The 23280-nt window shown below is 69.2% G+C and carries 27 protein-coding genes; 9 read left to right on the forward strand and 18 right to left on the reverse strand.

The annotated features are described in order from the left end of the window. Positions 1–472: 472 nt before the first annotated feature. The 6 genes from ABZW10_RS13310 to ABZW10_RS13335 all read right to left on the reverse strand — a co-directional run bounded on the left by ABZW10_RS13310 (position 473) and on the right by ABZW10_RS13335 (position 6127). Positions 473–1303: a hypothetical protein gene (locus ABZW10_RS13310; protein ID WP_355363555.1), complete on the reverse strand. Its 831-nt coding sequence runs from the start codon at positions 1301–1303 to the stop codon at positions 473–475. After that, positions 1300–1656, reverse strand: coding sequence for a PadR family transcriptional regulator (locus ABZW10_RS13315; protein ID WP_355363557.1), 357 nt, complete (start codon positions 1654–1656; stop codon positions 1300–1302). Before ABZW10_RS13315 ends, ABZW10_RS13310 begins: the two co-directional genes overlap by 4 nt. Before the next feature lie 477 nt (positions 1657–2133). Beyond that, positions 2134–2403, reverse strand: coding sequence for a hypothetical protein (locus tag ABZW10_RS13320; RefSeq protein ID WP_355363559.1), 270 nt, complete (start codon positions 2401–2403; stop codon positions 2134–2136). 96 nt (positions 2404–2499) lie between these two features. Further along, a complete protein-coding gene (locus ABZW10_RS13325) occupies positions 2500–3819 on the reverse strand; it encodes a UDP-glucose/GDP-mannose dehydrogenase family protein (RefSeq protein ID WP_355363561.1) in 1320 nt (439 codons plus the stop codon). A gap of 69 nt (positions 3820–3888) precedes the next feature. Next, a complete protein-coding gene (locus ABZW10_RS13330) occupies positions 3889–4332 on the reverse strand; it encodes an NUDIX domain-containing protein (protein WP_355363563.1) in 444 nt (147 codons plus the stop codon). 28 nt (positions 4333–4360) lie between these two features. Then, positions 4361–6127 (reverse strand): asparagine synthase-related protein, encoded by a 1767-nt coding sequence (locus ABZW10_RS13335; RefSeq protein WP_355363565.1) that lies wholly within the window; start codon positions 6125–6127, stop codon positions 4361–4363. A 274-nt stretch (positions 6128–6401) separates the two neighbouring features. Here ABZW10_RS13335 and ABZW10_RS13340 point away from each other — a divergent pair, with 274 nt between their 5' ends. The 3 genes from ABZW10_RS13340 to ABZW10_RS13350 all read left to right on the forward strand — a co-directional run bounded on the left by ABZW10_RS13340 (position 6402) and on the right by ABZW10_RS13350 (position 8944). Continuing rightward, on the forward strand, positions 6402–7793 hold the full coding sequence (locus ABZW10_RS13340) for a sporulation protein (RefSeq protein ID WP_355363567.1): 1392 nt from the start codon (positions 6402–6404) through the stop codon (positions 7791–7793). Between the two features lie 76 nt (positions 7794–7869). Beyond that, positions 7870–8745 (forward strand): hypothetical protein, encoded by an 876-nt coding sequence (locus tag ABZW10_RS13345; RefSeq protein ID WP_355363569.1) that lies wholly within the window; start codon positions 7870–7872, stop codon positions 8743–8745. A gap of 43 nt (positions 8746–8788) precedes the next feature. Beyond that, positions 8789–8944, forward strand: coding sequence for a hypothetical protein (locus ABZW10_RS13350; RefSeq protein WP_355363571.1), 156 nt, complete (start codon positions 8789–8791; stop codon positions 8942–8944). A 145-nt stretch (positions 8945–9089) separates the two neighbouring features. Here the strand turns inward: ABZW10_RS13350 and ABZW10_RS13355 are convergent, their stop codons facing one another. Next, on the reverse strand, positions 9090–9491 hold the full coding sequence (locus tag ABZW10_RS13355) for a hypothetical protein (RefSeq protein ID WP_355363573.1): 402 nt from the start codon (positions 9489–9491) through the stop codon (positions 9090–9092). Further along, positions 9488–10489, reverse strand: a complete 1002-nt coding sequence (locus tag ABZW10_RS13360; RefSeq protein WP_355363575.1) for a hypothetical protein — start codon at positions 10487–10489, stop codon at positions 9488–9490. The genes ABZW10_RS13355 and ABZW10_RS13360 overlap by 4 nt, the downstream gene beginning before the upstream one ends. 239 nt (positions 10490–10728) lie before the next feature. Between ABZW10_RS13360 and ABZW10_RS13365 the strand changes: the two genes are divergently transcribed. Beyond that, positions 10729–11826 carry a MerR family transcriptional regulator gene (locus ABZW10_RS13365; protein ID WP_355363650.1) on the forward strand — a complete coding sequence of 366 codons (1098 nt, stop codon included), beginning with the start codon at positions 10729–10731 and terminating at the stop codon, positions 11824–11826. A gap of 109 nt (positions 11827–11935) precedes the next feature. Here the strand turns inward: ABZW10_RS13365 and ABZW10_RS13370 are convergent, their stop codons facing one another. From ABZW10_RS13370 to ABZW10_RS13405, 8 genes are all read right to left on the reverse strand, one after another. After that, entirely contained in the window at positions 11936–12148 is a 213-nt protein-coding gene (locus ABZW10_RS13370; RefSeq protein WP_355363577.1) for a hypothetical protein, read from the reverse strand. A gap of 45 nt (positions 12149–12193) precedes the next feature. Further along, positions 12194–13768 carry a hypothetical protein gene (locus ABZW10_RS13375; protein ID WP_355363579.1) on the reverse strand — a complete coding sequence of 525 codons (1575 nt, stop codon included), beginning with the start codon at positions 13766–13768 and terminating at the stop codon, positions 12194–12196. A 59-nt stretch (positions 13769–13827) separates the two neighbouring features. Beyond that, positions 13828–14154 (reverse strand): helix-turn-helix transcriptional regulator, encoded by a 327-nt coding sequence (locus ABZW10_RS13380; protein ID WP_355363581.1) that lies wholly within the window; start codon positions 14152–14154, stop codon positions 13828–13830. Beyond that, entirely contained in the window at positions 14151–15275 is a 1125-nt protein-coding gene (locus ABZW10_RS13385; protein WP_355363583.1) for a tyrosine-type recombinase/integrase, read from the reverse strand. Before ABZW10_RS13385 ends, ABZW10_RS13380 begins: the two co-directional genes overlap by 4 nt. Before the next feature lie 110 nt (positions 15276–15385). Beyond that, on the reverse strand, positions 15386–16555 hold the full coding sequence (locus tag ABZW10_RS13390; RefSeq protein ID WP_355363585.1) for a hypothetical protein: 1170 nt from the start codon (positions 16553–16555) through the stop codon (positions 15386–15388). Next, on the reverse strand, positions 16552–17205 hold the full coding sequence (locus tag ABZW10_RS13395) for a hypothetical protein (RefSeq protein ID WP_355363587.1): 654 nt from the start codon (positions 17203–17205) through the stop codon (positions 16552–16554). Before ABZW10_RS13395 ends, ABZW10_RS13390 begins: the two co-directional genes overlap by 4 nt. A gap of 302 nt (positions 17206–17507) precedes the next feature. Then, positions 17508–17639: a hypothetical protein gene (locus ABZW10_RS13400; RefSeq protein ID WP_355363589.1), complete on the reverse strand. Its 132-nt coding sequence runs from the start codon at positions 17637–17639 to the stop codon at positions 17508–17510. Positions 17640–17662: 23 nt separating this feature from the next. Further along, positions 17663–17869 carry a hypothetical protein gene (locus ABZW10_RS13405; RefSeq protein WP_355363590.1) on the reverse strand — a complete coding sequence of 69 codons (207 nt, stop codon included), beginning with the start codon at positions 17867–17869 and terminating at the stop codon, positions 17663–17665. A gap of 171 nt (positions 17870–18040) precedes the next feature. Between ABZW10_RS13405 and ABZW10_RS13410 the strand changes: the two genes are divergently transcribed. Next, positions 18041–18532: a DUF4265 domain-containing protein gene (locus ABZW10_RS13410; RefSeq protein ID WP_355363592.1), complete on the forward strand. Its 492-nt coding sequence runs from the start codon at positions 18041–18043 to the stop codon at positions 18530–18532. Between the two features lie 108 nt (positions 18533–18640). Here the strand turns inward: ABZW10_RS13410 and ABZW10_RS13415 are convergent, their stop codons facing one another. Then, positions 18641–19372 (reverse strand): hypothetical protein, encoded by a 732-nt coding sequence (locus ABZW10_RS13415; protein WP_355363594.1) that lies wholly within the window; start codon positions 19370–19372, stop codon positions 18641–18643. 356 nt (positions 19373–19728) lie between these two features. On the opposite strand from ABZW10_RS13415, the gene ABZW10_RS13420 reads away from it, so the two are divergent. The 3 genes from ABZW10_RS13420 to ABZW10_RS13430 are packed head-to-tail and all read left to right on the forward strand — an operon-like array spanning position 19729 to position 21571. Further along, on the forward strand, positions 19729–20565 hold the full coding sequence (locus ABZW10_RS13420; RefSeq protein WP_355363596.1) for a hypothetical protein: 837 nt from the start codon (positions 19729–19731) through the stop codon (positions 20563–20565). Next, a complete protein-coding gene (gene istB, locus ABZW10_RS13425; RefSeq protein WP_355363598.1) occupies positions 20562–21395 on the forward strand; it encodes an IS21-like element helper ATPase IstB in 834 nt (277 codons plus the stop codon). Before ABZW10_RS13420 ends, istB begins: the two co-directional genes overlap by 4 nt. Then, positions 21392–21571, forward strand: coding sequence for a hypothetical protein (locus tag ABZW10_RS13430; protein WP_355363600.1), 180 nt, complete (start codon positions 21392–21394; stop codon positions 21569–21571). The genes istB and ABZW10_RS13430 overlap by 4 nt, the downstream gene beginning before the upstream one ends. Before the next feature lie 65 nt (positions 21572–21636). Here the strand turns inward: ABZW10_RS13430 and ABZW10_RS13435 are convergent, their stop codons facing one another. Next, a complete protein-coding gene (locus ABZW10_RS13435; RefSeq protein WP_355363602.1) occupies positions 21637–22179 on the reverse strand; it encodes a maleylpyruvate isomerase N-terminal domain-containing protein in 543 nt (180 codons plus the stop codon). Positions 22180–22620: 441 nt separating this feature from the next. Here ABZW10_RS13435 and ABZW10_RS13440 point away from each other — a divergent pair, with 441 nt between their 5' ends. Then, entirely contained in the window at positions 22621–23232 is a 612-nt protein-coding gene (locus ABZW10_RS13440) for an SMI1/KNR4 family protein (RefSeq protein ID WP_355363604.1), read from the forward strand. Positions 23233–23280: the final 48 nt, after the last annotated feature.

Below are 23280 nucleotides of genomic sequence, written 5' to 3' on the forward strand. Positions count from 1 at the left end.
GCATCAGGGGTCATGGCCGGGCTCTCCAGGTGGGGACGCCTGAGTGTGGCGGCGCCGTGCTCAACGACCTGAAGCGTTGGGGGCCTCTCGGCCGTCAGGACGAATTCGGCCGGGAATGCGAGTGCTCTCAAGGTCAGGTGCTCGAAGGCTCGCAACCGTGCCGTGTAGCCCCGAAGGGGACATAACAGGGTAAAAAGGTCAGACAGCGCGACATCTATGTCAGCTGCCGCGACCAATTGGAGGGCGCCTGCCCCAGCACAATGGGCCGTGTCGGCATTCGGTCATCTTCCTGCGGGCATGTTGGTCTGGGGATCCGCAGCGCCCTGAACCGTCCGAACGGCTCAAGCCTGAGAGCCGACGCCATCCTGGCAGCGAGGGTCTGCTCCAGTTGGCGCCTTCGATGGCGCGCTGACGGCAACAACGACGAGGGATGGGCTCCAGCACGGTGCTGGAGCCCATCCCTTGTCCTGGATCAGCGCTGTGAGTGGCGCTTGGGCCTGACAACGAACGCGAGACCGCCCCCGATGACGTCCACGACACGCACCGTGGCGTCGCCGCCTCGCTTGGTGTCGGTGATACGCACCTCGTCGCCCCTGGCCAGGGCCTCGCGGATCGGCCGGACTGCTCCGGCGGGGAGCCGGAAGGTGCCCAGGGACCAGTCCGCCTTCCGCAGCGATGCCGCAGCCAGGCGGGAGCGGACCCTGTTCATCGTCCTCTCGGAGTAGGACCAGGCCGGCAGTGCCAGGCAGGGCGGCAGGACACCGATGGCGGCGAAGTCCACTACCCCCTTCGACTGAAAGGCAATGACGCTTATCCAGACCATCGCCCCCGCCAGGACTGGGGAGTTCCGGCGCCGCGAGCGACGCAGGTGTCCCCGACGGTAGACGTAGCCCTGGGGAGCGCGTCGCTGACGAGCGGACGGAAAGAAGCGCCGCTGATGCGGGGTGACGGACTCGCTGGCGGTCGCGGAGCGTGCCTGTTGCTCCTCAGGGGTGGGCGCAACTTCCGCCTGCCGGTTCGATGCTCCTGGAGCGGAGGCGAGGGGCCGATGGATGGCCCGCAGCGTCCAGGTCGCGCGGAGGGCGATCCAGGACGCGCAGAACAGCTTCAGCAGCTTGCCAGGTCGCTCATTGAGCAAGGCGACCCACTCGGCCTCGTAGCGCTCGGTAGCTTCGGCACTGCCCAGCCGGCGCGCTGCAAGCCGCAAGATCCGTCGTGCGAGCCAGGGGGAGACTTCAGTGAACTCGCCAATGACCATGCCGAGGACGGTGGGGATGAGTAGTTGGGTTAAGAAGTCGTTCACCAGGCGCCCGCCCAGCGCGTCCGGAACCCGAAGGCGGGCTTGGGGCGGGGTTGAGCGGCTGCCTGGCTCGGGAGCTGCCCACGGCGTTCGAGCACGATGCTGCGGGCAGCTTCGGCGCCGGTGGGCGTCAGGAAGTAGAAGCGGCGGCGGGGACGGCCCTCGTCAGGGTGTTCCGTCTCCCAGTGACTGTCGAGCCAGCCCGCCTGTTCGAGGCGGGCAAGGATCGGATAGATGCTGCCGGTCGGTTTGCCGGCGGCCTTGGCGACCGCGAAGCCATGGAGCTCTTCGTCGGACACCAGGAACGCCTCGAGCACGTCGAGCGTGGCCGACGTGATGCGAAATGGGGTCCTCACAAGCTCTAACTCTACATATGCAGAACAGGATCTGACGCCAGCTCGGGCGTTGCTTCAAGCCAACTCCGGGTAAGCCGAGTTGATCTTCGAGGTGGGACATGCGGCGGATCCGACACCCCAGGTCGGGTAGGTGTCGGTAGCAACTGGAAGGGCTGAGAGGGGACCGACCCAGCGATCTTCTTCGAGAATCGTTCTCGCGGGCTCAGCCCACCTGAGTGCCCCTGAGCTGTCCGGATGGCTCAGGGGCACTCTCGAGCTGTCGGTCAGGCAGTTGGCGCGAACGCGGGCCGACGTCGTTGCCGGGGCAGGGGGCGGCCGGGCGGCAGTCGGATCCGCTGCAGTCCGCGGTGCCGGAGGCCGAGTAGACCTCGGGGGCGGCGCCGTAGCCGGCCGCCTGGAGGGCGGCGACGGTCTCGCGGATCTTGTCGGGGGTGCCGTAGTCGTCGGCGGGCTCGTGGTGGATGAACCGGCCGCCGGTCAGGGGGACATGAAGGCGAAGTTCTTGCGGGTCCGCCGCAGGGCGGCGTGCCAGACCTCGTCCATGTCGACGGTGAGGGCGTAACCGGCCCAGGGGTCGTCGGCGACGAGGGTCGCCCAGTCGGCCCAGGCCGTGACCAGCAGGCCGATGTAGTCGGCACTGAAGCCGGGGTTCTCCTTGGCGACGTCGGCGGCGAGGTCGGCCGCGAACTCGGAGAACTCGCCGGTCAGCAGCTCGGCGCCGCGCGACCTGGTGAGGGTGTCACTCATGGTGCTCCTCCTTGATCTCCTCTTTCGGGTGGTGCCGGGCCCGGCCCGGTGCTGTGCGGCGCCGGGCCGGGAGTCTGTGGGTGGACCGAGGTGCGGTCAGGAGCGGCCGAGGGCGCGGAAGGTCCAGCCGGCCGCGCGCCAGCGGTTCGCGTTGAGGGTGCCGCGGGCGTCGATGACCTTGGGGACGGCGATGTGCCGGGTGAGGTCGGCCGGGTCGGCGTCGGAGTACTGGGGCCAGTCGGTCAGGTGCAGCAGCAGGGCGGCGCCGGTGACGGCCGAGGCCGGGTCGTCCGCGTACTCGAGCTGGGGGTAGGCCCGGCGGGCGTTCTCCATCGCGGCCGGGTCGTGGACGGTGACCTCCGCGCCGGCCCGGTGCAGCGCGTCGGCGACCGTGAGGGCCGGGGAGTCGCGGATGTCGTCGGTGTTGGCCTTGAACGCGGCGCCCCAGACGGCGATCCGCTTGCCGGCCAGGGTGCCGCCGAGCACCTCGCGGGCGAGGGCGACGGTGTGCTCGCGCCGGCGCTGGTTGATCACGTCGACCTGGCGGAGCAACGTGGCGGCCTGGTCGGCGCCGAGCTCCTCGGCGCGGTGGGTGAACCCGGCCAGGTCCTTGGGCAGGCAGCCGCCGCCGAACCCGAGGCCGGGCCGCATGCCCTTGGCGCCGATCCGCTGGTCATAGCCCAGAGCCAAGGCGAGCTGCTGGACGTCGGCGCCGGTCTTCTCGCAGAGCTCGGCCATCGCGTTGATGAAGGAGATTTTGGTGGCGAGGAAGGCGTTCGCGGCGCCCTTGATCAGCTCGGCGGTCTCCATGCCGGTGACGATCAGCGGGGAGCCCTTGGCCAGGATGTCGGAGTAGACGGCCCGAAAGTCGGCCTCGCTGCTGGTGTCGCCGTCCTCGACGCCGAGCACGATGCGGTCCGGCTCCAGGGTGTCCAGGACCGCGAAGGACTCGCGCAGGAACTCCGGCGACCAGGCCAGGCGGACGCTCACCCCGGCCGGGACGTGCTCGTCCAGGGTCTGCCGCAGCTGGGCGACGGTGCCGACCGGGACGGTCGACTTGCCGATGATCAGCGCGCCGTCGGCGAGCCGGGGGGCCAGGCGGCGGACGGCGGTGTGCAGGTGGGTGAGGTCGTAGGCGCCGCTGCCGTCCTGCTGCGGGGTGCCGACGCCCAGGAAGTGGATGTCGGCGAAGGCTGCGGCCTCGGCGTAGGAGGCAGTGAACCGCAGGGTGCCTGCGGTGGTGTGCTTGGCGAGCAGGTCGTCCAGGCCGCGCTCGACGAACGGGGCCTGGCCCTTGTTCAGCGCCTCGACCTTGAACGTGTCGGTGTCCATGCCGAGGACCTGGTGGCCGAGTTCGGCCATCGCGGCGGCGTGGGTCGCGCCGAGGTAGCCGCAGCCGATCACGGTGAGCTTCACGAACGTGTCCTTCCGAGGGGGCGGGGTGCCGCCCGGCCGGGTGCCCCGGCCCCCCTCGAGGACGGGGTGTCAGGCGCCCGGCTGGGCGGCGAGGTAGCGGTGGATGCCGTCGCGGATGAACGGCGGGATGGTCAGGACGGGCAGGTGCTCGGGGGCGAAGAACTGGAGCTTGACGCCTTCCGTCAGCGGCAGCGCGGTCTCGTCGCCGTCCCAGTAGGCTGAGAAGAACGTGATGATCTGCCCGGAGCCGTGCTCGTCGCGGGTCTCGAAGAGCCGGTGGAGGTTGTCGACGCTGAGGCCGGCTTCCTCTTCGAGCTCGCGGTCGATCGCCAGGAGCGGGTCCTCGCCGGGGTCGCAGCCGCCTCCGAGGAGGCTCCAGTGACCGGGCCAGGCAATGCCGTCGATGTCGTCGCGCAGGTGCAGGAGGAGTTCACCGCGGTGGTTGGTGATGATCGCGACCGCTCCGCGCGGCTCGGCGGCGGACGGCTTGGTGGGGAGAGTCTGGGAGTCCATGCGCTCACGGTAGTGAGCCGACGGCCCGTCAAGCGGCTGCCGCCACGGTCTGGTCGGAGAACCAGGCCGCGGCCATCAGGGCCTGCATCCGGGTGCGGTCGAACCGCCCGCCCGGCCGAAGGCCGCCCGCCAGGAGCGGCTGCAGCCCGCGCGGCGCCTGGTCCAGCGCCATGCTGATCTGGGCGGTCGCCCAGGGCTCCAGTGGGCCGGACAGCCAGCTCGGGACCGGGGAGGCGAAGCCGAGCTTGTCCCGGCTGCCCCAGACCTCCCGGGGCAGGCCCAGGGCCTTCGCGGCGTCCCGCAGGATCCGCTTGCCCGCTGCCGGGTCGCTGATCTTGTGCTCGACGGGCAGCCGGTAGGAGAACTCGACCAGGTCCCGGGCCAGGTAGGGCGAGCGCCGCTCCAGCGCGAACGCCGAGGCCAGCTTGTCGCTGGTCATCACCAGCGGGCGCCAGGCCGTGGCCAGGTCCGCCAGCGTCAGCCCCCGCGCCAGGTCGCCGCCGGCCCGGCGGAGGGCATCGGAGACCAGCTCGTGGAGCCGGCCGTCCGGGTCTTGCCCGCGCAGGACCAGCTTCACGATCGCCTCGGCCGGCTCCAGCGGCTCCCCCGTGGAGGCCAGGAGCTTGGAGGCCAGCGGCCGGTAGGCGTCCAGCCCGGCGTCCAGCACCGCCTGCGGGCCGAACAGGACGAGCGCGTGACGGACGTAGCCCATCAGGAACTCGTCCGGCCCCAGCCCGCCGGCCACGACCCGGATGCCGCGTTCGGCGACCGCCCGGTAGGCCATGTGCTCGCTGAAGGTGCTGGCGTTGCCCATGGGGTAGTCCAGCGTGTGCATGATCTCCGGGAGCGTGCGGGTGAAGTCCGCGGCGGTCGGCTCGATGACGACCAGCTCGGCGCCGATGTCCCGGGCGACGACGGCCGCGATGGCGGACTCGTCCAGGCGGTCCTGGCCGGGGTAGCGGACCGTGACGCAGACCTGCGGGCGCATCAGGTAGGCCAGCACCGAGGAGTCCAGCCCACCCGACAGCAGCAGCGCGAAGTCCGAATTGGGCGCCCGCATCGGGATCCGGTCGGCCAGCAGGGTCGAGAACCTGGCGAGCGCGGTCTTGTAGTCGCCCTGCCAGGGTTCCAAGCCCTCCAGCTGCCACCAGGTCCGCTGGACCAGCGAGCCGGTCGCGACGTCGAAGGCCAGCAGCCCGGCCGGCGGCAGCAGCTGGATGCCCTGGAAGGGGGTGTCGGCGCCGGTCGGCGTCTCGATGGACAGCATCTCCGGGCGGACGACCAGCGGGGCGGTGCCGTAGCCGGTCAGCGTGGTGACCTCGGAGGCGAACGCGAGCCGGCCGCCGTCCAGGCGCCAGTAGAGCGGCTTCTCCCCGAGCCGGTCCCGGGCCAGGAACAGCCGGCCCTCGCGCGGGTCGTAGACGGCCATGGCGAACATGCCGTCCAGGCCGGCCAGGCAGCCGGGCCCGAGCTTGGCCCAGGCCCGCAGCACCAGGTGGGCGTCCGTGTCGCCGGGCTCCAGGTCGATGCCCCAGGCCGCCGCGACCTGCCGGTAGTTGTAGATCTCGCCGTTGAAGGTGAGGACGATGCCGCTGGCCAGGTCCCGGTAGGGGCCGGGCTGAGCGGTCTGATCGACGATCAGCAGGGTGTTCATGGACAGCACCGCCTGGCCGTCGGCCGAGATCAGGTGCCGGGTGCCGTCCGGTCCGCGGTGGTGCTGGGCCAGGCCCATCGCCGCGACGGTGGTCTCGTGGCGGGCGGCGTCCGCGCCGGCCAGTCCTGCGATTCCGCACATCTGGTTGTCACCCCCGAGCGTGAATCGGTGAAGGCCCCCGCCGGAAGGTCTGTGGTCCGGTCCCGGCGGAGGCCCGGGGCATCAGACAACCGCGTCCGGCCGGGCCCGGGCAGGGCTCGCAAGGGGGCTCACAACTCGCGAAAGCGGTTCACCGCGAGCGGCGAAGGCAATACCCTCGGTGATCCGGCGTCAGATGCCGGATGTACGACTTCTCGTGCCCAATCGCGTACGACTCCCCGCGCCAAGCCGCGCGGGACCGATAGAGGGGGACGCTGTGGCGTCGACCACCCGCCGGGCCAAGCCGCCGAACGACGCGCTGGCCCGGATGATCGAAAAGTGTGACGGGGCCAGCCACAAAGCGCTGGCCCTGCGGGTGAACCAGCTCGCCCGTGAAGCCGGGCTGACCACGACATATACCCATACCTCCGTCGCGAACTGGTGCCGCCGGGGCATGGTCCCGGACTGGCCGGTGTCCAAGCTGCTGGCCCAGGCGATCGGCGAACGGCTGGGACGGCCTGTGCAGTTGGCGGAGATCGGTATGGCGGATGCCGAGACGCCGGACGCCGCGGTGGGGTTGGATTTCCCGCGAGACCCCGCCGACGCCGTGCGCGTCGCCACTTCGTTCTGGAGCACTGTGAACCGCCGCGACTTCCTGACCGGGACGGGCTTCGCCGTCTCCGCGTTCGCCACCCCGGTCACCCGCTGGCTGGTCACCCCGGAAGACGACGACGCCGCCCACCGGGGCCGCGGCCGGGTCGGCGCCGCCGACATCGCCGAACTGCGGGAGGCCGCCGCCGACGCCCGGCGGTGGGACTCGAAATACGGCGGCGGGAACTGGAAGGCCAACTCCGTCACCGCCTGCCTCCAGGAACGGGCGGTGCCGCTGCTGAACGGCTCGTTCAGCGACGACGTGGGCCGCGAGCTGTTCTCGGTGACCGCCGAGCTGTCCCGCCTGGCCGGCTGGACCGCCTTCGACGTCGGCCAGCACGACGCCGCCCAGCGGCACTTCATCCAGGCCCTCCGCCTCGCGCGGGCCGGCCGCGACGTCGAGCTCGGCTGCTATGTGCTCACCACGATGGCGATGCAGACCCTGCTGCGGGGCTTCGCCTCCGAGGCCATCGACATGACCCAGGGCGCCTTCCAGCGGGCCAAGGGCCAGGCCGCCCCCAGGGTGCTGGCCTTCACCAAACTCATCGAGGCCCGCGCCCATGCCCGCGACAACAACGCCAAGGCCGCCTCAACTGCGCTGGCCGCCTCCGAAAGCCTGCTCGACCAGGCCCGCGACGGCGCCGGCGAACCCGCCTGGATCGACTTCTATCACCACGCCCGGCTCTCCGCCGACGCCGCCGAGATCTTCCGCGACCTGAAGAACCCCAAGGCCGCCCTGGCCTGGAACGCGCAGGCCGCCGCCATGCCGACCGGAGTGTTCACCCGCTCGGTTGGCATGCGCCTGGCGATCGTCGGGACCGCTCATCTCCAGGCGAACGACCTCGACCACGGCCTGGAGCTCGGCAACCAGGCCGTCGACATCCTCGCCCGCGTCCAGTCCAGCAGGGCGAAGGACTACGTCCGCGAGTTCAACACCGCCCTTGCCCCTTGGCGGCGCGAGGCCCGCGTCGCCGAGTTCCTCCACCGGACCCGCAAGGAGCTGGCCATGACAGCCTGAGCCCAATCGGCATCTCGGCCGCGGTGTTCTTCCGAAAATCACCTCGTGGTGCGGGCTCAGCTTGTAGCTTCCCAACGTGGAGTCGGACGGCCAATATCGTCACAAGAGCCCGCTTCCCCTGCACCTCACGGTCAGTCAGGTGAAGCGGATGCTTCGCCTAGCCATGCCCGTCGACGCCGCCGAGATGACCAAGAACATGACTTTGCTCCGGTATGGATCACCCGAGCAGGTCGATCATCTGACGGCGGATCTCGACCCGGCGCCCATGCACCGTCTCCTACTGGACATCGCCGCATGCGCGCCAACCACCAGGTTGGCCGCTGTCATGCGAAAGCTGGCCGCCAACATCCAGGCGCTCGCTGAGAGTGACCAGCCCAGATTGCCCGCGATCGCATACCTGGCCAGCATCGCCATGAGCGTGTTCCACGAAGTTGAGTGGACCGCCGAGGCCGTCAGCGGCATCGACAGCGCTCGCGGCGCCCGCACTGCGAACCACCCCGGCCGCGAGCGTCTGTGGCGTGTCAGCCGAGCCCCGCTGTGGGCCTTGACTGTCCTGTCCGCCGCCGACCCGGACGAACTCGACGAGCTGACCCCGACGCTCATCGTCGAGCGGGCCGATATCAAGCCCCTCGACGGGCAGGACCCGAGCGGTCTCCTGGCCGAGGCGACCGTCGCGATCCAGCTGTTCCGCCTGATGAACCTCCTGGCCGTCGTGCCGTCCTGGATCACCGATCTCCTGCGGCACGTCATCGACGAGGACCTGGAGACCGAAGCCGCCGCGGCGCCGGAGTATCCGAGTGGTCCGCGACCCGCTCCGGACGACCCTCCCGGACAGCTGATCACCGCCGCCCCTCGGATCCCTCGGGGACCGTCCGCCGAGCGGTCCCTCGCCGTCCACATCGTCGAGGGCCGAGGTCGGCTGCGTAAGCCCCGAGGGAGCGTTGCAGCGTAGTCGGCCACCAGGTCCTTGAGTCTCCAAGAAGGACCGCTTGTTCATGCACGACGTCACCGAGCTGATCACCGCGATCGGCAGCACCGCCGCCGGTCTGGCCGCGCTCATCACCGCTGTCCTTGCGGCCCGGCGGAACACCGGTCACGACCGGACACAACCTCACGACGACGCCTCCGCCCAGCCCGAGCAGGACGAGTAGTTGCCAGTTGGTGGCGCCAGCGAGCCCGGCGCCATCAACTCCTCGAAGCGGTCCTCGACGGTCAGTCGGCCCCCGGAGCTGATGCTCCGGTCGGCCGCTGCGGGCGAAGCCGCTGCCGGCCAACGGTGGCTCCCCCGTGGCGGGGTCACTGCGGCCGACGCTGCGAGAGGACAGTGACACCGCTTCGGCTCTCCAGTTCCTGGCGAAGCCCGGCGTTCTCCATGGTCAGGCGCCGGATGTGGTCCGCGTAGATGTCGAGATGGCGGCGGAGGTCATCGCGCTCGCGTCGCAGCAGCGTCAGCCTCGTCTCCAACTCGGCGGCCCGGTCGTTGCGCGGGCGGCCCGAGGTCTTGTGGCCCGCCTCAGCAGCGGCGCCGACGACCTCGGCCGCGATCTCGGGGAACCTGGAGTAGAAGGTTGGCCGCTTCATGCCCAGGTGCCCGGCCAGCTCGGCGACCGTCAGACGACGGCCTTCCTCGGCTGCCCTCGCGAGGAGTTCGCCCTTGGCCGCCTGGACCTCGGCGAGGGTGGGTTGAGCGGTCTTCACGCGGACTCCTCCAACTGGTGCTTGTCGAGAAACCGGGCAACAGCGTCGCGCCGCTGCTGAAGCCTGGCCCTCACGTAGGGAGCCAGGGTGGCCCCGTCCGCCAGCGCGGCATCCAGCCTCGCGAAGAACTCGCGCCAGCGTGCCGCGTTCTCCGCGTCCAGGGCGACGTTGCGGCAGTCCAGCGGTTTGCATTCGGGCAGGTCAGGTCCTTCCGCCTGGGCCGCCTCGTGGCGGCAGAGCGCCCGGTCGGGCCGCCAGACGCAGGTGACGAACTCACCCGGATAGACGTGTGGGTCGTGCCTGGCGATCAGTCGGCGGAACTGGGCCTGGTTGTCGGGGACGATGCCACGAGAGCGCAGTTGAGAGCCGAACTCCTCCAGCCGGTCGGCCGCCTCCTGTGCGGACGGTCCGGTGAGTTGGGTGTGCTCGTGCCGCTCGACCTTCATCGCGAGGTGTTCACCGCGGGCAAGCGCCCGCTCTCCCTCGACCTCCGCGCGGAACCCGGACTGCGAGGTGCCCGCGTAGCCCTCGAACATCTGGATGCTGTGGTGGCGGTATTGGATCGCACCGGCGATGGCCCCGCCCGGACGGCGGGCGATGAACCAGGCCAGCGTGCGGCGGAACTGCCGTGTGGTCAGCTTCCAGCGCTGGCCGTTCACCAGCGGGATCCCGTCGCCGCGGCCATGCTGCTTGCAGTATTCGTTCACCCAGTCGATGAGCCGGCCGATGTGGTCGTTGGTCTCCCGATTCGACAGGGCCTCGTGCGAGCGAGCCCGCGCGAACTGGGTGCCGGTCGGCAACGGTGCGAACAGCAAGTCCTCCTGGGGTGGCTGCAGGCGCTCGGCGACGGCGATAGCCCTCGCGACGGACTCGGCGACCACCCAGGTCGTCTCGACCCCCATCGGGGTGCCCTGCCCCTTGAACGCCTGGCTGGTGACCCGGCGTCGGCCGATCAGGCCGCTGCCGTCCCGCTCGGTGCGCAGGCAGCCGCGGCGCATGTGTTTGACTACTGGCGGGAGGGGGTTATTCCGACCGTGCACTATTCCCTCGATTGATCTCGGATTCGGTGAGGCCTGGGCTCGGCGAACGACGGGCGGCTCCCTCGGGCGTGAAGGTGAAGCCGTATGAGTCGTCTCGGACCGTTGCTTCGCGGTCGGCTCCTGCTGCCGTGAGTGAGGTTCTTGACCCTCACGTGGCGTCAGGCTGCATAGTCGGTGCCGTGGAGGATCACTGGACCGTGGGGCGCGTGGCCGAGCTCGCCGGCGTGAGCGTCCGAACGCTGCATCACTATGACGAGATCGGACTCGTCCGACCATCGGCGCGGACTGTGGCTGGGTACCGGGCCTATTCGGCGGGCGACGTGGAGCGGCTGCGGGAGGTGCTGGCCTATCGGCGGTTGGGCTTCGGGCTGCGGGAGGTTGCGGAACTGGTCGGCGACCCGTCCACCGACGCGGTCGCGCACCTGCGCCGACTGCGCGGCCTGCTGCTGGAGCGGCGTGATCGCGCTGAGGCCATGGCGGCGGCCATCGACAGGGAACTTGAGGCACGGGCGAAGGGACTGAAGGTGACACCGGAGGAGCAACTGGAGATGCTCGGTGCACGGCTGTACGACGCGATCGGCGGCGCCTACATCGCCACACGGTGTACCGAGCCGCGGATCGCCGCGCAGATCTGGGACGCGCTCGGGGACGCGCAGACGGTGCTGAACGTCGGGGCCGGCACAGGCTCCTACGAGCCTGCTGATCGCGACGTGACCGCGGTGGAGCCATCGGAGGTCATGCGGGGGCAGCGGCCTGCCGGCTCGGCGCCGTGCGTGGCCGCCGCCGCGGAGAGCCTGCCGTTCGAGGACCACTCCTTCGACGTCGCGATGGCCGTCTCCACCGTTCACCACTGGGGGGACCCGATAGCGGGGCTGCGCGAGATGCGCCGTGTGGCCCGCCGCGTGGTGGTGCTCACGTTCGACACCGACGAGCCCGGATGGCAGGACCGGTTCTGGCTCACCCGCGACTACCTGCCCGAGTTCGCCGCCGTCCTCGCAGAATTTCCCTCGCTTGCCGGTATGGCCGACGCGATCGGCGCCCGCGCTGAGCCGGTGCCCATCCCGTGGGACTGCGCTGACGGCCTGTTCGAGGCGTACTGGCGCCGACCGGGGGCGTATCTGGAGGATCACGTGCGCCGTGCGATGTCGGTGTGGACGAGGGTCGGGCCGGAGGCCGAGCAGCGGGCGGTACGAAGCCTGAGCGACGACCTCGACTCCGGCCGGTGGGCCGAGCGCAACAGCGTCCTCGCCGACCTCGACGCGGCAGATCTCGGGCTCCGTCTGCTTATAGCTTGAACCGCGTCGCAGGGGTGGATGTCGAACGGTTGGGCGCCGTTCAAGTGCCTGACCAGGTAATCGAGCACTTCTTGGAGCGAGCGCTCATCGTTGTGGCCGGTCGAGTCGGTCATCGTCTGCCTTCCTGCTGGTCCTCGGTCCGTGCTGCGAGGTACTCGGCCCAGTCGCGTTTGGCGTAGGCGACCCAGCGGAGTGCGGTGTGGCGGTGCATGCCGGTCACGTCGGCGAGGATCGGGCTGGGGAGATCGGCAGCGAGAGCCGCCAGCGCCGCGTTGCGGGCGGTGCGAACCGGGATGCCGTGGCGGCCCAGCTTCTGGGTCATGCCGTGCGTCGAGATCGGCTTGCCGGGGACCATGCCGGGGAAGAGTCACTGAGGGCCCGGATGGGCTCGCGATAGCTGTGGCCTCAGCTGGGGCTGTTCGGCGAGATGCCGAAGGAGGCCGGCGAGCAATGGGGGCAGCACGACGGGGTGGCGGCCCAGGACCAGGTGGGTGTGCTTGTCACCGACCTTGAGGTGCTCGGGTGTCAGGTGACAGAGGCGTTCGGTGGACGGGCCGAACAGCAGGGTGATCGCGCCGGCTGCTCGGACGTCCGTGGGCAGGGCCTCGTCGGTCAGGCAGCGCTGGAGGAGCGGCCATCGATCGTCCTCGTCGAGCAAGTCGTGGCTGAGCTCGCGCCCTTCGGTCACCAGTCGGGCAAGGAGCTTGGTGTTCGGGCTCTCCTTGATCCACTGGATGGCCGGGAAGGGTGACGGGGCCGCTGCCAGCGCCGTTGCGAGCGGCTTTAGCTGCGAGGCGACCGTGCCGTCGGGCCCGGCCAGTAGGGCGTCGACCCGCTCGGCGAGGACGCAGTGAGCGCATCGGCCGCAGCTGTGGGGGTTTCCGGCCCGGCCGCACTGCTTGCAGGTGTAGTCGGCGGTGAACCCGACACATGGTCCGCATACCTCGACGCCGTGGTCGTCTCGTGCGATCAGTGGCTGGACCATGCAGCAGCGAGGGCACTCGGCCGGTGACCGGAGCACGGCGGTGTAGCAGACCTGGCAGACCGGGCCGATGGGCCACCGGGTGGTGCTCGGCTTGATCCGGCCGCAGCGGGCGCACGGCTCGCCGGTGCGGTGCCGCTGGTAGCAGGTGGCGCAGATCGGCTGCCCCTGCTCGTCACGGCTGGCGCAGGGGCGGACGCGACTGCAGATCGAGCAGGTTGCTTCGGGGCCCTGGTAGCAGCCGTCGCAGAGGTCCGGCTGCCCGTCATGTGCGTTGCGGGCTATGCGCTTGAACCGCCCGCACCGGCCGCAGAGGCGCCGTGGCCGGCGATGGCGGTTGTAGCAGAGGTGGCAGACCGCGCCGTCGGCGTCGACGAGAGCGGCGGCGGCAGTCTTTCCACAGGTCACGCAGGTGTGCGTCGGACGCTTCCAGCACTTGGTGCACAGTCCGCGCCCGTCGTCCCGTCGCACCACCGGGTGCCGGAACTGGCCGCAGCCGGCGCACTCTTCGAAGGTGGCGGGGTCCGTGCGGTAACACCGGCCGCAGATCGGCCCTTCGGGGCGCCGTGCGGTGACGCGCTGGCCATCTCGGTGGCAGCGTGCGCAAGTCGCCAGACGGTTCCGGGCACCACACGTCCCACAGAGCCGTCCCTCAGCCCGCAGGTCCCGCAGGTCGGTCCGAACCTTGCCGCAGTGAGCGCACCCGGGTCGGACCACAGGGTGGCCGGCTTCGTCCAGCACCTGGATCAGCCGCAGCAGAACCGGCGGGCAGAGCGAACTGTCCGACGCCAACGCGTCAGGGTGGGCGGCGAGATGTCTGGCCACTTCCTCCAGGAACTTCGCCGCCCCGCGCACGGGGATCGGGACCGCGGTCACCAGCGCGGCCTCGGCCTCCTGGGCGTCGAGCGACGGCAGCATCGAGGTGAGCTGGCCGATGGCGGCGGACGTCGCGGCCTCCATGCGGGCGGCCTGCGCGGCAAGCCGGGCGACGGTTGACGGAGCAGTCGGAGAGGACGCGTTCACAGACCCTCCGGCCGTCGGATCGCGGTCCGGCGCACGGCCGGCAGCGGCCCCGGTGTCTCGCCGCCAGCGGTCTTGCGTACCTCTTCGTTGACGACCTGGACCTCGATGAGGTCGTTGGGCTGGCAGCTGAGGATGTCGCACAGAGCCGCGAGGGTGTCCATCGACAGCCGCTGCGGCGGCTGTGTGACCAGGCGGAAGACCTGCTCGCGCGAGAGGCTGACGCCCCGTTCGGCCAGCAGCGGCACGAGGTCACTGGTCTGGAACATGTCCCGGTCGGCCATGAGCTTGCGCAGGCTCCAGCGGTAGCCCATTTTCTTGATCACTTCGGGTCCTCCCAGATTCCGGGGTATCGCTGGCCCAACTTCTTGTGCAGCAGCCGGTTTCGGTACTCGTCCGAGACACCGGTGTAGAGGGCCGTCGTGCTCGCGTAGCCGTGGCCGGCTTGGTCTTGGATGAACCGCTCCGGGTAGTCAAATTCGGTCAAATGGGTGATATAGGAATGTCTCAGGCAGTGCAATTCGAGTTCTTCGGGCAGGCTGGCGGCCTGCTTGGCGGCTTCGAAGGCTTCGTTCGCCGAGCGGCGTGACAGGCGTCCGCACCGCTCGGTGACCCAGATCGCGGGGTGCTTCCCCGCGTTGAACCGGGGCCTGACTTCGGTCAGGTAGTGATCGAGGTCGTCGACGATCCAGTCCATCTCGGGGACCGTGAAGATGGTGCGGCGCTTGGGTGGGCTGCCCTTGGAGGACTTGCCCCAGCGCACGAACACCGCCCCGTGGCGCTTGTACTGCGGGGCCTTCGGGTTGCGCCGGAGGTCGGCCAGGTCGAGGCCGACGTTCTCCCGACGCCGCATGCCGTAGGCGTAGTAGGTCTTGATCAGAGCGGAGTCGCGCATCGCGGTCAACACGCCCTTGCGGCCGCGCTTCCGGATCTCCTCGACTCGTCCGTCGGCGGCGTCGAACAGGTCCTGGATCTCGTCGTAGGTCAGCGGTCGGCGGCGCGGGTCGCCCTCGTACTCGCTGACGTGGGTGACGGTGTTCCACTCGTGCAAGATCTGGACCGGCACCTGCCCGAACCGCTCCTGGCAGACGGACATCCAGCCGTACCGCGGATCGGTGATGAACTCACAGAACAGCCGCAGGTGGTTCTGGTAGTTGCGGCCGCTCGACACCGTGAACGTCGGCGTCTTCGCCCGGAGGTGGTCGATGAACGCCTCGAACTCGGCCGACTGCCACTGCCACGGGTACTGGTCGGAGAACTCGGCGAACCGGCGGACCAGCGACAACCGCGGCTTGATAGTCCCGTCCCAGTTCAAGAATCGGGCCCGCTGCTGCTTGGTCCACCCCTCCAGCATCGCCTCGAACACCGCGGGCTCGGGGTCCAGGTGGGAGATCCCGTCCACGAGCATCAGGTGAGCCGCACCCGCCAAATCGGCAGCCTCTGCCACTCCAGCCTCCGTTGCGTCAGGTGCAACATTGTTGAGACAACTTCAGCTGGATGCAAGAGCCGCTGGTAGACCGCCTGCGGGACGCGAGAGGATGGCGGAGCGGACGCCTGTCACCTGTGGATTCGCGGTTTGCTGGACCCTGCGGAGTGCTGCATCGGATGCAACTCCGCTCCGTTCTCGCTGTCGCGCATGCCCGACAGGTAAGCGATCACGATGTAGCAGGCGGTGTGCAGCAGCCGGGCCAGCTTGGGCAGTTCCAGGAAGGGGATCTTCCCCATCCAGGGCTTCCCGTCCAGCAGGGCGGACGGTTGGTGACTGAGGTAGGTGTCGTCGTCGATGCCGACCTCCGCCACCAGCTCCTGGACCAGGTGCCGCAGCCCCCGGTGGGCGGTGTCGCGGCCGCAGTCCGCCAGCCGGGCCAGGTGCGAGAAGTTGACCTCCACCGGCTTCATGACGCGAGCCCGGCCCTCTCCGCGGAAGTCCACGACGGCTCGAGGCAGGGGCCGGTTGTTCACCCGGAAGTCCTCCAGAACGGCGATCAGCCGCTTGGTGCCTGCCCCGCGTTCCAGCCGGCCGTCGCGGCGGATGTCCGAGCGCCTGAAGAGGCTCAGATACTCGTCCCGTCCCGCCAGGATGTCCTCGGCGAAGTCGTCGATCAGACGCAGAGCCCAGGTGACCACCGGTGCCAGTACCGGTTCGGGGATGCGCTCGGTGGTGTTCTCCCGGGCCCTCCGGTGGGCGATCGGATCGTCTTTCCAGCCCTCCAGTTCAGCCGGGTCGACCACCAGGTGGTCTGTGGGCAGCAGGTGGCGGAAGAGGAAGAACGTCCGCAGGGCCCGTCGCTTGGAGGTGCGGGCCGTCAGGCCGGCGGTCGTCTCCTTGATGAGTTTGCGGTGGAACCTGTCCAGCGTCTCCAGGTCGAGCGAGTCCATGCGCGGGCTGCCTATGCTCTCAAGCCAGGTCAGGAAGTACTTCACCGTGCTGAACCGGCTGCGGGCCGACACGATGCCGAGCGTGACCTCTCCCGGCGGCGGTTCGAGGGCCAAGATCGCGTAGAATATCTCCTTGGCGACCTGCCGGTAGGCGGCAGGCAGGGTGTGGAAAGCCAGCTTGATGGTCTTCTGCTGCTTCTGCAGCAGTGCGGGCGACAGGTCCCACTCGTCGTCGCCGAACCGGGCGGTGTTCTCCAGTTGCCAGCCCTCGCGCAGGGGCCTGGTGGCGAACACCAGCGTGTCCAGGGGGACGGTCTGTGGTTGTTGCGGGGCGAGAGCTGTGGTCACTGGTCCTCCTTCGGGCCTTCGAGCAGGTCGAGCGGGGTCGATGTGGGTTTGCGCGCCGCGGCCCGGGCCTTCTCCGCCGGGGTGAACGCCGGGATGATGTCTTCGGCGATGGCCACCCATGCCTGCCCGTAGCGGCGCCACCATGCCTCGCGGTCCGTGCCTTCCCAGCGGGCCGCCAGGTCGTCCTGCAGGGCCAGCAGGGCAGGCAGATGGTCCTCCGTGGCGACCGCGTTGCGGCAGGAGAAGCAGGCCAGGAACGACGCCTTGCAGGCTCCACCGCCGGGTGTGACGGGACTGTGCTCGATGTCCTGGCAGGCCATGAAGGCGGTGTCCGTGTCACCGGACAAGGCCGCCTTGGCGGCCTGCGGGGAGATCCCGGCCTTCTCCGCGGCGGCCTCCACGTCCTGGCGGGCGGCCTCGGCCGGCCCCGCCATCACGTGCAGATGGCCGCCCTGGGCCTCAAGCAGGCGCTGGTGCTCGGTTCGCACCGCATCCTCCGCCGTGGCGAGCGCCTCCCCGACCACGCTCTCGGCCCAGTCGCGGACCGTCGGATCGCCCGACAGGTAGCTGCCGAACAGAACGTCCTGGGTGTTCGTGCGGGTCGAGGACGGCAGGTGCCCGCCGGCCCGCGCGGGTGTGACGCCGCTCAACGGTGGTCTTGAGGCGGTTGAGGGTCAGGTCGAGCGGCTGCCCGTCCCCCGTAAGTCCGGGCCGGGCCGCCCACTTGTTCAGGTGCAGGGAGACCCGGCCCAGCCCGGTTCCCCAGGGGTAGGTGTGGCCGCCCCGTTCCAGCTTCCCGCGGACGTCGCCGTTGGCCCGGCACGACCAGACCATGTCTGTCCTGCTGAACTCCCGGCCCACGGCGGCAGAGCTCGTGCAACGGCAGGTAGAACCCTCCAGGAGTGTGCAGCTGCCGGCTCTCGGGGCCTATCTCCCAATGCGCCGAGGTGAATCAGTGATCTGGGCCGCGCCTGCGCTTGGTCAGCCTGACCTGGACGGCCTTGCCGTCCAGCACCTGGTGCTCGGCCGGAAGCTCCTTGATGGTCTCCCCGTTTCGGCCGGTCAGCCCCACTCCCAGGATCACCAGCGGCGTGATGTCCTCCAACGTCAGGAACAGGCGGCGGGCGTGTTCGAGGCGAACCCGCGGATTGCCTCCTGGTCAGCCGCAACACGGCCACCACCAAGACGGCCGTCGGCAATTTCTGGCTCGACCGGCTGGTCAATCGGCTCCCCGTCAGCCTGGACCGGCTCCGACAGGACCGAATCCTCGAAGAAGCCGCCGCCACCGGAGCCGACCCGCTCCACCTCGCCCACGTCTTCGCCCTCAGCGCCAAGGCCAGCCTCCGCTACACCACCGCGGTCGCAGAGTCCGTCGCGGAACAGACCTGATGCAAGCCCTGAGCAGCCACTTCGACGCCCCGCTGGCAGCACGACCGAGTCGGCGCGGCATCATGTCATCGCAGCGACATCAGCCAGGGAGAGCATGTGATCGAGTTCATCGTCCACGACGACCCGGTCGGGCGCGCTCAGAGAAACTACATCGCCCATGCCGATCTGGCGCCCTTCGGGCTGGACGGGCAGAAGGAGCAGTTGTGGCTGAAGCCTCTCGACGACGGGACCTTCTCGATCGCCTGCATCCCGTTTCGCACCTACGGGCTGGTCTTCGGAGACCAGGTCGTTCTGTCGGACGCTGACGAGGTCGCTGAGGTGGTCGCTCTCTCCTCCCACCGTGTTCTGCGGTTGCTCTTCCTCCCGGGCCTGGCCCCGGCACAACTGAACGGGGCAGTCGATCGCATCAAGAACGAGATCGGTACGGCGGGACTGCTGAGTGAGTGGAGCGGTGACCGTCACGTCGCCGTCGACATCCCGCCCGATACGGATGCCTCCCGACTGTTCTTGATCATGGAACGCGAGGTGGCGGAGGGCCGAGCGTTCTGGGAATGGGCCGACGCCATGCCGTTCTCCGCACGACGCTGAGCCGACTGTCGGCGTGCAGGTGAAGGTGCTCAGCCACGTACGCGTGAATGTGTCCGATTCCTGACGTGTCTTGCACCGCATTTCGGCGGTTGAGGGACACATCCTTGGCTATGGCGCAACGCGCCAGCGTGCCAGGACTCGCTCGGCAACCGAGAAGACGGTCCCGCAGTCTGGGCAGTCCGCTTGCCCGAACAGATATGCCAGGCCACGCGCCACGAGCTGTTGTCCGTCCGCGAGGGCCCGGTCTCGCAGGCGCTTCGCCTGGCCCTCCAGCTCATCCGCCGCCAATGGGTGGAGAGGTGTCTTCTCCACCTCTTGCAGGTCGTAATCGTCACTGGCAGCGAAGTTGTCGTCGCCGCCGATCACGATAAACATGTTGACGCTGCAATACGGGCAGTCGACCTCGTACTCGCCGGTCTGCAGCCCCTCAAGGCAGCGATCCCAGATCTCGACGCCTTCGAAGGACAGCAGGGACTGCAGCAGATAGATGTAGTTCTCCGCGTCCGCGGTCTCGCGAAGGCACTGGTCCGTCAACCGGTGGAGGTCTGCGATCGGTGTCGAGAAGACCTCGAACACCTCGTCACCGCTGGGGGCGCAGGCCATGATCGCTCCAGCTGCCAGCAGCACCCATCGGCGATCCTCCTCGCCACCGCTCGATGCGAAGCCGGCAAGCCGGGGTAGCGCCGCGAAACTCGCCGAGAAGACGGTGTCCAGCTGCGGGCACAGGTGATCCATCAGTTCCGACCAGACACCGCTCGGATCGGCTTCGAACCGGTCCAGCAGAGCTGGAACATGCTCTGCCGAGCCACACGCGTCACTGAGCGTCGACCAATCCGTCATGCGCCGATCCAACCAGGCCACCCACGCCTACGCCGGGGCGGGTGGCCTGCACCGTCACAGCCGTCCGCTGCCATGGAGGTGAGCCACCCTACGCGTTGCCCGACAACGAGCTGAGCACGCGGACACCGACCCACCAGTCCGGACTGCTTCCAGGCCGAACTCGGTCTCTCCATACGGCAATACCGCCTGAGCTTCCGTGGGTTCGTCCGGCAGACACTTCAGAATCTCTGAACTCACGGAAGATCGGGTTCGACGCGTTCTACTGCCTGCCCGGCAAGGAGGGCGCCCACGAGAAGGGCGGTGTTGAGCAGGAAGGCGGACGCTTCCGCCGCACCCACCTGGTCCCCGTCCCCGAGGTGGACACGCTCGCAGACCTGAACGAGCGCATCGAACGGATCGAGGCCGAGCAGGATGCCCGGCACATCGACAACCGACCGACCTCGGTCGGCTTCGACTTCCGCGAGGAACAGCCGCTGCTGCGGCCGGTCCCGCTGGACGAGTTCGACGTCGGGCTTACCTCGACGCCGAAGGTCAACCGTTCCTCGCGGGTCACGATCCGGCAGAACCACTACTCGGTGCCGGCCCGGTTCATCGGCCGCAATGTGCGCGTGTCGCTGCGGGCGGACGAGGTCGTGGTCTTTGACCGGCACGAGATCGTCGCCCGCCACCCCAGACTTCCCGGCCGTTACGGCTACCGGGACCTGTTGGACCACTACCTGGAGATCCTGCGGGCCAAGCCCGGCGCGCTGGAGGGCTCGACCGGTCTCGCGGCGGCCCGCGCGGACGGTTCGTTCACACCGGTCCACGACGCGTTCTGGGCCGCCGCCCGGGAGGCCCACGGCCGGGCGGAGGGCACTCGCGCGCTGATCGAGGTCCTGCTGCTGCACCGCCGCTTGCCTTCCGAGGCGGTCATCGCCGGGATGAGCGCGGTCCTGGAGGCGGGCTCGGTCTCCCCGGAGCTGGTCGCGATCGAGGCCCGCAAGGCCCACGCCCTGGCCGGCGGGCCGCCGCCGGTTGTGATCACCCCGCCCCCGCCCGCCGCCGAGGAGGGCGAGGAGGCCGAGGACATCGTGTCCGCGCGGGTGATCTCGCTGCCCGACAGACGTCCCGAACTACCGCCGGACACCCGTCCGGCGCCGTCGTTGGCCGCCTACGGCCAGCTCCTTTCAATCACCTCGAAAGGCTCAGCATGACGCAGAGCACCACCCAGGCCTCGAACCAGCAGGGGTCCTGGGCTTCTTCAGGGCTTCCCGGACAGCGGACCGCCGACCCGGCGGTCGCCATCGAGACGACCTGCCGCACGCTGGGCCTGACCACGATCCGGGGCCGCTGGGAGGAGACGGTCCAGCAGGCTCTGCGCGAGCGCGCCTCCTACGCCGATTTCCTGGCCGAGCTGCTGGAGAGTGAGTGCGAGGACCGCGAGGAGCGGCGCAAGATGCGCCGGGTCAAGGAGGCGGGATTCCCGCGGCAGAAGCGCATCGAGGACTTCGACTTCTCGAAGAACCGGAACGTGTCACCGGAGGTCGTGAACACCTTGGCCACGATGAGCTGGGTGAGAGCAGGTCAGCCGCTCTGCCTGATCGGCGACTCCGGGACCGGCAAGTCTCACCTGCTGATCGGGATCGGCACCGCCGTCGCCGAGGCAGGCGGCCGGGTCCGCTATACGACCGCCGCGAATCTGGTGAACGAGCTCGCCGAGGCCGCCGACGACAAGCAGCTCGGCCGCACGATCAAGAAGTACGGGCGCGTCGATCTTCTGTGTTTGGACGAGCTGGGCTACGTGAAGCTCGACCGACACGGCACCGAGCTGCTGTTCCAGATTTTCACTGAGCGCGAGGAGCGGCACGCGATCGCGATCGCCTCCAACCAGCCGTTCGTCGAGTGGGATCAGACCTTCACCAACAAGCGGCTCTGCCAGGCCATCGTCGACCGGCTCACATTCGAGGCCCACATCATCGAGACCGGCACCGAGTCCTTCCGCCTGGCCAGTACCACCGCCAAGCGCAAGGCCGCCGCCGTATGACCCAGCTGGCCCCCGGCGAAGGGGCCGAACTCGCCCAATTCCTTCGCGTCCTGGCCGACTTCTTCACCACAGCCGACGAGCATGTCGACCAGGCCCTGGACACCCACTACGGCTTCGACACAGCCGTCGACTGGGTCATCTGCTCGCTCGAACTACACGCAGACCGGTTGACCTGACGCATCGATATACGTCTTTGGGCGGGTGCCGTTCGGGCACCCGCCGCGATGGTCAGAGCCGGTGTTCAGTCCGAGACGGCGGCTTTCCAGACCCACGAGGTGAGGCGGGGGCGGTCGGCGAGCTCACCCCGGCCAGTGGACCAGAGAAGAACCTGGACGGGGTCACCGGGCGGAGCGTCAGGGAACAGCCAGCCGAGCACCGCGGCGCAGAGGTCCTCCGGGGGGCGCCACGCAATCCCCAGCCCCTGGGTGATGTCGTGTGTGTGGAGGAGGGTCTCGGCGACTCCCATCGCGGCGAATCCCTCCGAATCACACGGTCCCCAGTGCCAAGCGCGATCACCGGGTGCAGCTGCGGCGACCGCGGTGCTCAGGAGTCTTCCGCAAGCGGTCACCACCCTGAGCACCTCGCTCGCCGGTGCATCGGCGTTGACGGTGAGGTCAAACGGCAGGTATCCGTCCGTCGGACGAGCCGCCAGCTGTCCGGCATAAGCGAGCAGATCGTGCGCAACGTGGGCGGCAGTCTGCCAGCAGCTCCAGTCCAGCGACCCCGCTCGGGTCTGCCAGTTCTCGGAGTCGTGCGAGCTGAGCGCCCGAACCATCTCGTCCACAGCCCGGTCGACGTCTCGACTATCTATGCGATGCATCCCGTGATCGTCGCAACGCTGACACGCATCAACAAGCGGAACCCGACCGCAGACGAAACCGCCCGGACGCATCCTGTCGGGGGCGCAGTCCGGGCGGGCTCACGACTGGGCTTGCCGGCCGCAGGCCTCACGCTACCGGTCACGCCCCGGCCATCGACACCACCGACCGCCCCAACGCGCGCCAGGCCGCGAAAAGGTCACCCGATCGAGGGGGTGGGGCCACGCGAACCTGGAACTCTCCAGCACCACCTTGCACCCTCACTCAGACAGAGCAGAAGTGGGGCCACCGGAACCCGAAACAGTGGGGCCAATAGAACGGTTCAGGCACGGATTTCGTGAAACCGATCAGTAGGTCGTCACGGTCTGTGTGGGCCGATGTCGGAGGCGTCGCCTAATGTCTGCCGGATGACACAGCATTTGCCCGTCCCGCTCCAGCAGGCATGGGCTCGGTTCTCCTCATTGCTTGCCGAGCATGCACCGGCGGATCATGCAGCACTGCGTCCGCCCGCACCCCCGGAGGAAATCACCGCGCTGGAGGCTGAGTTCGGCTTCCCGTTGCATCCCGAGCTCAGCGCACTGTTGCGTATGCACAACGGGGTAAGCGGGGTAGCCGGCGACTTCCTTCCCCTGCGACACCGGCTGAGCAGTACGTCAGAGATCGGTCAGATGCATCGGATGCTAGTCGGTCTTGGTTGGCACGACGATCCCGATTCGCCGTGGGACGAGGACTACCTGAACGGCCACCCGCACCAGTGGGTGCCGTTCGCCCTGCCCAACGACGGCGGGGTCGCATTCGTCGACCATCGCCCCGGGCCCACCTACGGGCAGGTCTACGAGATGGGCATCGGCTCCGGAGCAAGCGAAGCGACGTTGTGGGCCTCCAGCCTCGGCGACCTGTTCATCCGCCTCGCCGACGCCCTCGACGGGATAGCGCCCTTCCTCTACTACCAGCCCCAAATCAACGCTCAGACGGCCGACGGGCCCCTGCTCAGCTGGGACATAGTCACCAGCAGGTGAGCCTGTTCGTGACGTTGACGGTTGATGGCAACGGCACGGCTTCCGATC

This window comes from Kitasatospora sp. NPDC004723 (assembly GCF_040609255.1).
GTDB lineage: Bacteria > Actinomycetota > Actinomycetes > Streptomycetales > Streptomycetaceae > Kitasatospora.